Genomic DNA, 12,386 nt, shown 5'->3' with positions numbered 1-12,386 from the left:
TGGCAGGGGAAAACGCTCTTTAGACTACCGAACCTAAATGAGAGTAATTGTAATTTAGACTCGGAAGTTGCCCATGTCATCGCCCACACCTCGCAGCCACACGCTGCACACCACCCTGGCACCGATGTTCGGCCTACTGGCTGCCGGCGGCGTCGTCCCGGTCGCCTTGGCTGGCGCGCCAGCGGCCAAGTCCAACGATTCGGTGCTGAGCCTGCCGGAAATCAAGGTCGATGGTGAAGCCACTTCCACGTTCAAAGTAGGCCGGGTGACCTCGGCAAAAATCAGCCAACCGCTGCTGGACGCCCCGCAAAGCGTGACCATCGTGCCGCAGCAGGTGCTCAAGGAGCAGAATGCGCAGACCTTGCAGGAAGTGTTGCGCAACGTGCCGGGGATTACCTTCATGTCCGGCGAAGGCAACCTGGGGTGGGGCGACCTGTTTTCGATTCGCGGGTTTTCTTCCGAACAAAGCCTGACCGTCGATGGCGTGCGCGATGCGGGCATGTCCACGCGCACCGACACCTTCAACCTGCAACAGGCGGAAGTGTTCAAGGGCACTGGCTCCATCGAATCCGGCGTGTCCGCCGTGGGGGGCAGCGTCAATCTGGTGAGTAAAGAAGCGCACCTGGGCGATGCCAACCGCGTCTCGGCCGGTATCGGCACCGATGCCTACCGCCGCCTCACCGCTGACCTGAATAAACAGATCAACGACACCACTGCCCTACGTATCAACCTGATGAAGCACTACAACCAAGTGGCCGAACGTGACGACGTGGACTACGACCGCTGGGGCATTGCCACCTCGTTCGGCTTTGGCCTGGGCACCGACACGCGCTTTTTCCTCGACACCTTCTACCAGAAAGACACCAATACGCCGGACGGCGGCGTGCCGATCCAGCGTGGGACGAATGGCGATCGCATGCCCGGCGTGAAGCGCTCCAACGGGTACGGCGACTCGAGCCTCTACACCCAAGAGAACAAAACCACTTCGCTCACGGCGCGCTTCGAGCATGACTTCGACTGGAATGACGCCAACCTGCGCAACCAGACGCGTTGGGAACGCAGCGACAATTTTGCCGTGCTCTCCCCGGCGCGCTTCTTCGCCGCCAACGCCAACGGCCAGAAGACCTGCACCGGCACCCGTTGTGCGACCTTGGGCTACACCGGTGTAGGACCGATCAGCCAAGTGCCGGGCAGCACGGTGAATGCCTACTCCGACTACGTGAACAACAGCAATACCGCCTACGGCATCCTGCGCGGCAGCGATTTCGGCTTGTCCAAGCGCTACACCATCCTCGACAACCAGACCGACTTCAATTTCAACCTCACCACCGGCAGCCTGCAACACGCCGTGGTCAGCGGCTTGGCGTTCTATCACGAGACTTACGGCGGCCTGAAACGCAGCGCCAAAGTGCCGGCCGGCGACATGTTGTTCGACATGAACGCCCCCAACCACAGCTTCGCCAGCACCTACGTGACCAAAGGCGAAGGCGACCCGCGCTCAGTGATCGACAACGCCGGGATCTACCTGGGCGACACCATCACCCTCAACGATCAGTGGCAAGTGCTCGGGTCGCTGCGCTACGACAACTGGCGTGCCCAGACCAGCCAACGCGGTCAAGCCAGCATCAGCAGCACCGACGGTGCCGTCAGCGGTCGGGTTGGCGCGGTGTTCAAGCCGTTGCCCCACGGCAGCCTCTATGTGTCCTACAGCGAAGCGGCGCAGCCGTCCGCGTTGGGTGCGTCGACCAATAACCAGATCTACGGCACGGCGAGCACCCGCAACTACAGCCCGGCCAAGTCCAAGACCTATGAATTGGGCACCAAGTGGGACATTGCCCACGATATGCTCAACGTCACAGCAGCGATCTTCCGCACCGAACTGGACAATGCCTGGGAATACCAGGACGGCGAATCCGCCCCGGTACGCGCCCTACCCGCCAAACGGGTCGACGGCATCGAACTGGGCCTGCAAGGCAATATCACCCCGCGCTGGACCGCCTACAGTGGTTTCTCGGCCCTCAAAAGCACGCAGACCAAAGGCATCAACAAGGGCGCCGAAGCCAAGAACGTGCCCGACCTGACCGCCAATCTGTGGACCACCTACGCCGTCACTGACGCCCTGAGCCTCAGCTACGGCGAGCAATACGTGGGCCGCCGCCGTTACACCGACAACAAATACGTCGGCGGCTTGAACAACAACAGCAGTTACGCCAACGGCCCGTCCGGCGTGTACGCGATCTACACCCGCGACCACGAAAAAGCCCCCGGCTACTGGCTGAGCAACCTGGCCGCGCAATACAAAGTGAACAAGGACACCACGGTCAACCTCAACCTCAACAACGTGTTCAACAAGTTCTACTACAGCCAGGTCGGCGCCTCCCTCGACGGCTTCCAGCTCTACGGCATCCCAGGTGCCGGGCGCACCCTCACCGCCAGCGTCGACTATGAGTTCTGAACCGTGCTGATCGAAATCCCGGCGCTGTTCAGTGCCAGCGAAGTCGACGCCACCGTGGCCACCTTGCTCGATCAGCCCTGGGTTGACGGCAAGGTGACCGCCGGACAGCGCTCGGCCATGGCGAAAAATAACCGGCAGTTGTCGGAGGATTCGCCAGTGGCCCATCGCATCGGTGAGCAGATTCTGGCGCGGCTGTCGGACAACGCGCTGTTTATGTCCGCCGCCTTGCCCAAGCGCATCTACCCGCCGCTGTTCAACCGCTACAGCGGTGGTGAAGGGTTCGACTGGCATATCGACAACGCCATTCGCGGCATCAAGGGCGTGCGCGAGCGTGTGCGCACCGACATCTCCGCCACGCTGTTCCTGGCCGACCCGGCCAGCTACGACGGCGGTGAATTGGTGATCCGCGACACCTTCGGCGAACACGCTGTGAAGCTGCCCGCCGGCCATTTGCTGATCTACCCCGGCAGCAGCCTGCACAAGATCAACCCAGTGACGCGCGGTGAGCGCATCGCCAGTTTTTTCTGGATCGAAAGCCTGGTGCGCGAAGACAGCCAGCGCCAGTTGCTATTGGACATGGACGTGGCGATCCAGACCCTCACCGCCCAAGACGCCGATCACCACGCGCTGCTGCAACTGAGCGGCGCTTACCACAACCTGTTGCGGCGCTGGAGCGATGGCTGATGCGCCGCCTTCACCTGGAGTCCCTGCCATGTTGAAACCCCGTAATGTGCTCACGCTCGGCGTGCTGTTTGCCGCGCTGGTCCTGGGCCATGCTGAAACCGCTGCCGCCCATGAAGTCACCGATGTGCTGGGCCGCAAGGTCGAAGTGGCTGACACCGTAAAGCGCGTTGTCCTGGGTGAAGGCCGGCTGATTTCGGCGTTTGCGTTGCTGGACAAGGACGCGCCCTTCCAGCGCATCGTCGGCTGGCAGAACGATTTGCGCTTGCTCGACCAACACACCTACAGCACCTACGTGGCGAAATTTCCGGCAGTGAAAGACATCCCGCTGATCGGGCAAGCGTCGGAACAAAGTGTCAGCGCCGAGGAAATCCTCTCGCTGAAACCTGACCTGGCAGTGTTCAGCATTTCCGGTCACGGCCCCACCGAACACAGCCCGGTCGCCGATGTGCTGGCCCAGGCGGGCATTCCGGTGGTGTTCGTCGACTTCCGCATCAACCCGGTGCAGGGTACTCACACCAGCATGACCGCGCTGGGCCAGGCATTGGGGCGTGAAGCCCAGGCCAAGGCGTTCCTGGATTTCTATGACCAGCACATCAAGGTGATCACCGATGCGGTCGCCACCTTGCCGGCGGGGCCGCGCCCGAGTGTGTTCCTCGAACTGCTGGCCGGCGTTTGGCAAGCGCCGGGGCATACCACCGGCAAGAGTGGCATGGGCGAACTGATCGCACTGGTTGGCGGGCGCAATATCGCCGCTGGCGTGGTGCCGGGTGCGCTGGGCGATATCAGCGTCGAGTACGCGCTCAAGGCCGACCCGGATGTGTATATAGCCACCGGCAACCGCAAGCCCGGCTTGATCTTGGGCGCGGGTGTCGGCGCAGATGAAGCCCACGAGGCGCTGGACCGGGTATTGGCGCGTCCCGAATTCGCCAATCTTCGTGCAATCCGTGAGGGCAATGCCCACGGCCTGTGGCATGACTTCTACAACTCGCCGTACAACCTGCTGGCGATTGAATCGTTGGCCAAATGGGTGCACCCGGAGCTGTTCGCCCAGCTGGATCCGCAGACGACCATGGACCAGATCAACGCGCAATTCCTGGGGATGCCGTTGCAGGGTGCCTATTGGATCGACAGCAAGCCCAAGTAACGTTGATCGCCCTATTGGAATGCAGTCAGTGTGGGAGCAGGCTTGCCAGCTCCCACATTTGGATCCTCTTCGCTTTCAAGATTGTGTGAGTTCAATGACCACTCAAACCCTCGACCTCGCCAGCGCCACCCATGGCTATCGCCGTCTGCTGGCGCGGCGCGCCTGGCTGCTTGGCCTGCTCGGTACGGCGCTGGTGTGCGCCATCCTCGTGGACCTTGCCAGCGGCCCCTCGGGCATGGGCCTGCTGGCCTTGCTGGACGGAATCCTGCACCCGTCCCACCTCAGCGTCACCGACCAGGTGATCATCTGGAACGTGCGCCTGCCCTATGCACTCATGGCAGTGCTGGTGGGCTGCGCGCTGTCGCTGGCCGGGGCCGAAATGCAGGCGATCCTGAACAACCCGCTGGCCAGCCCGTTCACCTTGGGCGTGTCGTCGGCGGCGGCCTTGGGCGCGTCCCTGGTGATTGTGTTTCCGGTGACGACACTGTGGGTCTCGGCCAATACGGCGATTTCCATCTCGGCATTTATCTTCGCGGCGGCGTCGGTATTTTTGCTGCAAGCCATGTCGCGTTTGCGCGGCGCCGGGGTGGAAAGCCTGGTGCTGTTCGGCATCGCCCTGGTGTTTAGTTGCAACGCGGTGGTGGCGCTGCTGCAACTGGTGGCCACCGAAGATGTGTTGCAACAGTTGGTGTTCTGGACGTTGGGCAGTGTGACCCGTGCCAACTGGGACAAGCTCGGCATCCTGGCGCTGGTGGTCGCGGTAGTGCTGCCGTTTTCCTTTGCCGCCGCACCGCGCCTGACCCTGTTGCGCATGGGCGAGGACCGTGCGCAAAGCTTTGGCGTGGACGTGCAGCGCCTGCGGTTTTTCTCACTGCTGCGCATCAGTCTGCTGTCGGCCACCGCCGTGGCCTTTGTAGGCACCATCGGTTTTATCGGCCTGGTGGGTCCGCATATCGCGCGGATTCTGGTGGGCGAAGATCAACGCTTCCTGCTACCGGCCAGCGCCTTGACCGGCGCGTTGCTGCTGGCGCTGTCGTCGATTGCCAGCAAGCTGATCATGCCCGGCGTGATCGTGCCGGTGGGCATCGTCACCGCGTTGGTGGGCGTGCCGATTTTCGTGGTGTTGGTGTTCAAGCGGGGGAGGCAGTTATGAGCGAAGGGTTGAGCGTACACAATGCCCAGGTAAGTTACGGGCGCCGCCAGATCGTGCACGACCTGAGCCTGCCCACCCTGCCCCACGGCAGCATCACCGCTCTGATCGGCCCCAACGGCGCGGGTAAATCCACCTTGCTACGTGCCGTGGCCGGGCTGGAAAAGATGCAAGGCGTTGTGCGATTGGGTGACCTCGACCTGTCGGCCATGTCCGTCGCCGAGCGCGCGCGGCGTGTGACCTACATGCCGCAAAACTTGCCACCGGGACTGAGCCTCAGCGTGATGGAAAGTGTGATCGCCGCCCTGCGCGTGGCGAATGTCGAGGTCATCCCGTTGTCCAGCGACGCCTGCCTGCGTGAAGCCTTCGACGCCTTGCAGCACATTGGCATCGCGCATTTGGCCGATCAGTTGCTGAGCACCCTATCCGGCGGCCAACGCCAACTGGTCAGCCTCGCCCAACTCATCGCCCGTCGCCCGCAGGTGATGCTGCTGGACGAACCCACCAGCGCCCTCGACCTCAATTACCAACTGAAAGTCATGGATTGCGTGCGCGATTTGGTGCGCGAACACAACCTGATTGCCGTGGTGGTGCTGCACGACATCAACCTCGCCGCGCGCTTCGCCGACCATATTGCCGTGCTGCGCCAGGGACGGTTGTATGCCAGCGGTGCAGCGGACGACGTGCTCAACCCACTGCTGTTTGCCGAGGTGTATCGCGTGCGGGCACGCATCGAGCGCTGTTCGCAGCAGACGGTGCAGGTGTTGGTGGACGGCGCCTTTTAATTTGCTTCTATGGGTATGCGCAAATGTTTCATTGAAACTTCGCACACCCAACATTACCTATACCTACAGGCATTCGCTCAAGCATCACCACTTTTGGAGAGCTTCATGATCGACCTGTATTACTGGACTACCCCTAACGGTCACAAAGTATCGCTGTTCCTGGAAGAAGCCGGCCTGCCCTACAAGGTGCACCCGATCAACATCGGCCAGGGCGACCAGTTCAAGCCTGACTTCCTGAAGATCGCTCCCAACAACCGCATTCCGGCCATCGTCGATCAGAACCCGACCGACGGTGGCGCGCCGATTTCGCTGTTTGAATCCGGCGCGATCCTGCTGTACCTCGCGGAAAAAACCGGCCAGTTCATTCCAAAAGACCTACGCGGTCGCCAGGAAACACTGCAGTGGTTGTTCTGGCAAATGGGCGGCCTGGGGCCGATGGCCGGTCAGAATCATCACTTCAGCCAGTTCGCACCGGAAAAAATTCCGTATGCGATCAAGCGTTATGTGGACGAGACCGCTCGCCTTTACGGTGTGCTGGATCGGCGTCTGGCAGACCGCGCGTTCGTGGCGGGTGAGGCCTACAGCATTGCTGACATGGCGATCTACCCGTGGATTGTTTCCCACAAGTGGCAGAGCCAACGGCTGGAAGATTTCCCACACCTGCACCGCTGGTTCAACAGGATCAAGGAGCGGCCGGCGACGGTCCGCGCGTATGAGCTGGTGCAGAAAGTGAACCCGCCCAAGTCTTGATACGCATTTCCTGAAAATAAGGCATAGCTCCTGCTTGCGTCGTTTCGCCGCGCTCACTAACGTAGCGCCTTTACTGACGCTACCCCCGCAGGAGCTTTGCCATGGCCTCGCCAGCCCTCTCACATTTTCTTCCCCGGTTCGGCGTTGCCGCGGCAGTGGCCAGTGCGTTAAGCCTGGCCGGTTGCCAGCTCCAGAGCACCCAGGACACCCTGCCCCCGGTCGCCGGCGTGCAGCCGCTCAAAGGCCTGGCACAGAATGTTTCCGTGCGCCGCAATGCCCAAGGCATGCCGCTGATCGAAAGCAACACGTTCCATGACGCACTGTTCAGCCTCGGTTATGTGCACGCCAGTGATCGCATCACACAGATGGTCACCCTGCGCCTGTTGGCTCAGGGCCGCCTGGCGGAAATGTCCGGGCCCGAGGTGCTGGATGTCGATCGATTCATGCGCGCGGTCAACCTGAAGAAAAGCGCGGGCGAGCTGTATAACGCATCGAGCCCGCGCCTCAAGCGCTTCTTCGAAGTGTATGCCCGTGGCGTCAATGCCTACCTGTTCCGCTACCGCGACAAGCTACCGCCAGACCTGGCCCAGACCGGGTACAAGCCCGAGTACTGGAAGCCGGAAGATTCGGCGCTGCTGTTCTGCCTGCTGAACTTCAGTGAATCGGTCAACCTGCAGGAGGAAATCGCATCCTTGGTGCTGGCACAGAAAGTCGGCGTCGACAAACTCGCCTGGCTCACCCCAAGTGCGCCGGATGAAGCGATCCCGGTGGCCGAGGCCGAGAAACTCAAGGGCGTGAATTTCAGCCAGATTACCGGCCTCGCCGGCCTGGACGCGGTCGGCCAGCAACTGAGCAGCCTCAACTCGCTGGCAGTGACCACATCGAGCAACTGGGCCATTGGCCCGCAACGCAGCCGCAGCGGTAAAAGCCTGTTGGCAGGCGACCTCGCCGCCCAGCCGCAAGCACCGTCTCCGTGGAGCTACGTGCAGATCCGCGCGCCGAAGTACCAGGCCGTGGGCGCCTCGATTGCCGGCCTGCCGACACTGCTGTCCGGCTTCAACGGCAAAGTCGCGTGGAGCATGAGCACGGTCAAGGGCGACACCCAGGACCTGTTCCTGGAAAAGGTCAAACGCCAGGGCAGCGCGTTGTATTACGAGAACAACGGAAAATGGCTACCCGCTGGTGTGCGTAACGAAACCTTCTTCGTCAAAGGCCAACGCTCGATTCGTGAAGTGGTGTACGAAACCCGCCACGGCGCCCTGCTCAACAGCAGCCAGGCGCTGACCACCGGTTTGGGTCTGGCGCTGCAAACCGCCGAACTCAAGGATGACAAGAGCCTGGACGCGTTCTTCGACCTGTCCCGTGCACAAAACGCCGGCAAGGCCTCGGACGCGACGCGCGAGATTCGCGCCATTGCCCTGAACATGATCTTCGCCGACGCCAGCAACATTGGTTGGCAAGTCACCGGGCGCTTCCCCAACCGTCGCGAAGGCGAAGGCCTGCTGCCGTCGCCCGGCTGGGACACGCGGTTTGACTGGGATGGCTACGCCGACGCGATGCTGCACCCCTATGACCAGGACCCGGCCCAAGGCTGGATCGGCACCGCCAACCAACGCACCGCACCGCGCGGTTATGGTATGCAGTTGTCCAACTCCTGGGATGCACCGGAGCGCAGTGAGCGCCTGGCGCAACTGGCCAATGCCGGCAAGCATGACAGCCGCAGCATGATCGCCATGCAGTACGACCAGACCACCACCTTCGCCGCCAAGCTCAAGACAATGTTCCAGGCGCCAGGCATGGCCCAGCCGCTGAAACAGGCGATCGACGCACTGCCGGCGCCCGAACAGACCAAGGCACGGGAAGCGCTGGGGCGTCTGATGGCCTTTGACGGTCGCCTGGCGTCCACCTCCGCCGACGCGGCGATTTATGAACTGTTCCTGCAAGAAAGCGCCAAGCAGATCTTCCTTGACGAACTCGGCCCGGAAAACAGCGCCAGCTGGAAGGCGTTTGTCAGCAATGCCAGCCTGTCCTACGCCGCCCAGGCCGACCACTTGCTGGGCCGCGAAGACAGCCCGTTCTGGGATGACGTGCGTACCCCGCAAAAAGAAGACAAACCGGCGATCCTCGCCCGCAGCCTGGCCGCCGCGATCAGCGCGGGGGATAGCCAGTTGGGCGCCGATCACAAGGCCTGGCAGTGGGGCAAACTGCACACCACCACCTGGAAAAACACCAACGGCCAGGCGATCCGCGGCCCGCTGGCCTCCGGTGGCGACCACAACACCCTGAACCCTGCGCCTTACAGCTGGGGCCAGGACTTCACCACCACCCAAGTGTCGGCCCTGCGCATGATCGTCGACTTCGGCCAAGTGGAACCGATGATGGGCCAGGCTGGCATCGGCCAGTCCGGCAACCCGGCCAGCCCTAACTATGCCAATGGCATCGACCCGTCGCTCAAGGCCCAATACCTGAGCTTCCCGATGCAGCCGCAGAACTTCGAGAAGGTGTATGGAAAAGCCAGATTGACCCTGACGCCCGGTAAATAACCGGATCAACATGTGGGAGTGGCTTGCTGTGGTGAGCAAGCCCGATCACTGCAAATAGTTAATCGAACTTCTCCTCTGCCAACTGCCTCCTACCTGATAAGCCCATCGCCCCCGGCACGCCCATGGACCTTGTCATCGCCCGCCCCGAAGGCCTCTACTGCCCCGCCGGAGATTTCTACATTGACCCCTGGCGCCCGGTGGAACGCTCGGTCATCACCCACGCCCATGGCGACCATGCCCGCACCGGGAACCAGCACTACCTGGCCGCCGCCCCTGGCGAAGGCATCCTGCGTTCGCGGCTGGGACAGGACATCAACCTGCAGACCCTGGCCTACGGCGAACAATTGCTCCACCACGGCGTCACCCTGAGTTTTCACCCCGCCGGGCATGTATTGGGTTCGGCCCAGGTTCGCCTGGAATACAGGGGCGAAGTCTGGGTCGCATCCGGCGACTACAAGGTCGAACCCGACGGCACCTGCGCGCCCTTCGAGCCGGTGCGCTGCCACACCTTTATCACCGAATCCACCTTTGGCCTGCCGATCTATCGCTGGCAGCCCCAGGCGCAGATTTTTGCCGGGATCAACGCCTGGTGGCAGGCGAATATCGCAGCCGGCAAAGCCAGCGTGTTGTTCTGTTACTCCTTCGGCAAGGCTCAGCGCATCCTGCATGGCATCGACGCCAGCATCGGCCCGATCCTCAGCCATGGCGCGGTCGAACCATTGAATCGGGTGTACCGCGAGGCCGGCATTTATATCCCTGAAACCCTATACGCCGGTGACTTCAAGAAAACCGACCCGCTGCTGCGCCAGGCCTTGATCATCGCGCCGCCTTCCGCCGGCGGCAGCAGTTGGATCAAGCGCTTCGGCGACTACAGCGACGCTTTCGCCAGCGGCTGGATGCGCCTGCGCGGCACCCGACGCAGGCGCGGCGTGGACCGGGGGTTTGTGCTATCGGACCACGCCGATTGGCCTGGCCTGCTGTGGGCCATCGAGCAAACCGGCGCCGAGCGGGTGATGGTCACTCACGGGTCTGTCGGCGTTCTGGTGCGCCATCTGCGGGAAAAAGGCCTGGATGCCCAGGGCTTCACGACTGAATACGGTGATGACGAAGAAGAGGCCAGCGCATGAAGGCCTTTGCCGAGTTGTACGCCAACCTAGACGCCACGACCTCCAGCAACGCCAAGCTTGCCGCGCTGCAAGCCTACTTCCAGGATGCCGCACCGGAGGATGCCGCCTGGGCGGTGTATTTCCTGTCCGGCGGGCGACCTCGGCAACTGGTGCCGACGCGCCTGTTGCGCGATATGGCCACCGAAGCGTCCGGCATCGAGCCGTGGTTGTTCGAAGAAAGCTACCAGTCGGTGGGCGACCTGGCGGAGACCATTTCCCTGCTGCTGCCGGAATCTACCTACACCTCGGAGGACGGCTTGGCAGTGTGGCTGGAGGAAAAACTCCTGCCCCTGCGTGGTCTGCCGCCATTGGAATTGGCCGAACGTCTACCGGCGTTATGGTCACAACTGGATCAGCCCAGCCTGATGGTGTGCATCAAGTTGATCACCGGCAGCTTTCGCGTTGGCGTGTCCAAACTGCTGGTCACCCGCGCACTCGCCGCGATGGCCGATCTGGACAGTAAGCGCGTGGCGCAACGGTTGGTGGGCTACACCGACTTATCCAACCGTCCTACGGCCCAAGGCTACCTCAAGTTGATCGCCGCCGAATCGCCCGACGAACATGCACAACGGGGCGGACAGCCTTATCCGTTTTTTCTCGCCCATGGTTTGTCACAACCGGTGGAGCAATTCCACGATTTGCTGGGCTCCCCCGCCGATTGGCAAGTGGAATGGAAGTGGGATGGCATCCGCGCGCAGCTGGTGAAACGCGAGGGCCGCCTGTGGATCTGGTCCCGTGGCGAAGAATTGGTAACCGAGCGTTTCCCAGAACTGCACAGCCTGGTGAGCGGCTTGCCCGATGGCACGGTGATCGACGGTGAAATCGTGGTATGGAAAGACACGGTGCAACCCTTCGCGCTGCTGCAACAGCGAATTGGCCGCAAGACCCTGAGCAAAAAAGTGCTGGAAGATGCTCCGGTTGCGGTACTGGCCTACGACCTGCTGGAACACCAGGGCGACGATTGGCGCAACCACACCCAGGCTGAGCGTCGCACGCAGCTTGAGCGGGTGATTGCCCAGTGCAATCAGCCCGTACTAGTGGCGTCTGCGCTGTTGACCGGCGCGACCTGGGAAGCGCTGGCCAAACAACGCGAAGCCTCCCGCAGCCTCGGCGTGGAAGGCATGATGCTCAAGGCGCGGGATGGCCTCTACGGCGTCGGCCGCACCAAGGACATGGGCGTGTGGTGGAAGTGGAAGGTCGACCCGTTCAGCGTCGACGCGGTGTTGATCTATGCCCAGCGCGGTCATGGTCGGCGCGCCAGCCTCTACAGCGACTACACCTTCGCCGTGTGGGACGGACCGCCCGGCAGCGAACGCACCCTGGTGCCGTTTGCCAAGGCCTACTCCGGCCTGACCGACGAAGAAATGCGCAAGGTTGACGCCATTGTGCGCAAGACCACGGTGGAAAAATTCGGCCCGGTCAGCAGCGTGACGCCGAGCATGGTGTTTGAACTGGGGTTCGAGGGCATTGCCCTGTCCAAGCGACACAAAAGTGGGATTGCGGTGCGGTTTCCGCGGATGTTGCGCTGGCGGCAGGACAAATCCGTGGAAGAGGCTGACAACCTTGCCACCCTGCAAAACCTTCTGACCTGATTGTTTGGCAACAAATACCAGCTCCCACATTCTTGAGGTGTGCCAGACCCAACTTGGTGCAGTGTTTTTTGTGCGCCCATTTTCGGGCATCTCCTACACTCACTTCTTCCTTGTCTC

General features: G+C 62.1%; 9 protein-coding genes. All 9 read left to right on the top strand.

Going from position 1 to position 12,386, the window contains the following annotated elements:
* The first annotated feature begins 73 nt into the window (after positions 1–73).
* The 9 genes from PF1751_RS06430 (at position 74) to PF1751_RS06390 (ending at position 12,269) form a co-directional block, all read left to right on the top strand.
* Positions 74–2,455, top strand: a complete 2,382-nt coding sequence (locus PF1751_RS06430; RefSeq protein WP_044286739.1) for a TonB-dependent receptor — start codon at positions 74–76, stop codon at positions 2,453–2,455.
* Positions 2,456–2,458: 3 nt separating this feature from the next.
* The gene (locus PF1751_RS06425) at positions 2,459–3,139 is read left to right on the top strand and encodes a Fe2+-dependent dioxygenase (RefSeq protein ID WP_042570677.1); all 681 of its coding nucleotides are present in this window, start codon (positions 2,459–2,461) and stop codon (positions 3,137–3,139) included.
* 28 nt (positions 3,140–3,167) lie between these two features.
* Positions 3,168–4,283, top strand: a complete 1,116-nt coding sequence (locus PF1751_RS06420; protein WP_044286738.1) for an ABC transporter substrate-binding protein — start codon at positions 3,168–3,170, stop codon at positions 4,281–4,283.
* 94 nt (positions 4,284–4,377) lie between these two features.
* Complete coding sequence (locus PF1751_RS06415) at positions 4,378–5,436, top strand: FecCD family ABC transporter permease (RefSeq protein ID WP_044286737.1); 1,059 nt, start codon at positions 4,378–4,380, stop codon at positions 5,434–5,436.
* Positions 5,433–6,218 carry an ABC transporter ATP-binding protein gene (locus PF1751_RS06410; protein ID WP_044286735.1) on the top strand — a complete coding sequence of 262 codons (786 nt, stop codon included), beginning with the start codon at positions 5,433–5,435 and terminating at the stop codon, positions 6,216–6,218. Before PF1751_RS06415 ends, PF1751_RS06410 begins: the two co-directional genes overlap by 4 nt.
* A gap of 105 nt (positions 6,219–6,323) precedes the next feature.
* The gene (locus PF1751_RS06405) at positions 6,324–6,968 is read left to right on the top strand and encodes a glutathione binding-like protein (RefSeq protein ID WP_010212403.1); all 645 of its coding nucleotides are present in this window, start codon (positions 6,324–6,326) and stop codon (positions 6,966–6,968) included.
* Between the two features lie 101 nt (positions 6,969–7,069).
* Complete coding sequence (locus tag PF1751_RS06400; protein ID WP_044286734.1) at positions 7,070–9,511, top strand: penicillin acylase family protein; 2,442 nt, start codon at positions 7,070–7,072, stop codon at positions 9,509–9,511.
* A gap of 122 nt (positions 9,512–9,633) precedes the next feature.
* Positions 9,634–10,638, top strand: a complete 1,005-nt coding sequence (locus PF1751_RS06395) for a ligase-associated DNA damage response exonuclease (protein ID WP_010212407.1) — start codon at positions 9,634–9,636, stop codon at positions 10,636–10,638.
* Positions 10,635–12,269, top strand: a complete 1,635-nt coding sequence (locus PF1751_RS06390; RefSeq protein WP_010212409.1) for an ATP-dependent DNA ligase — start codon at positions 10,635–10,637, stop codon at positions 12,267–12,269. The genes PF1751_RS06395 and PF1751_RS06390 overlap by 4 nt, the downstream gene beginning before the upstream one ends.
* Positions 12,270–12,386: the final 117 nt, after the last annotated feature.

Source organism: Pseudomonas simiae (assembly GCF_000934565.1).
Lineage (GTDB): Bacteria > Pseudomonadota > Gammaproteobacteria > Pseudomonadales > Pseudomonadaceae > Aquipseudomonas > Aquipseudomonas simiae.
Note: the sequence above shows the minus strand (reverse complement) of the source record. Positions and strands in the feature narration are given on the sequence as shown.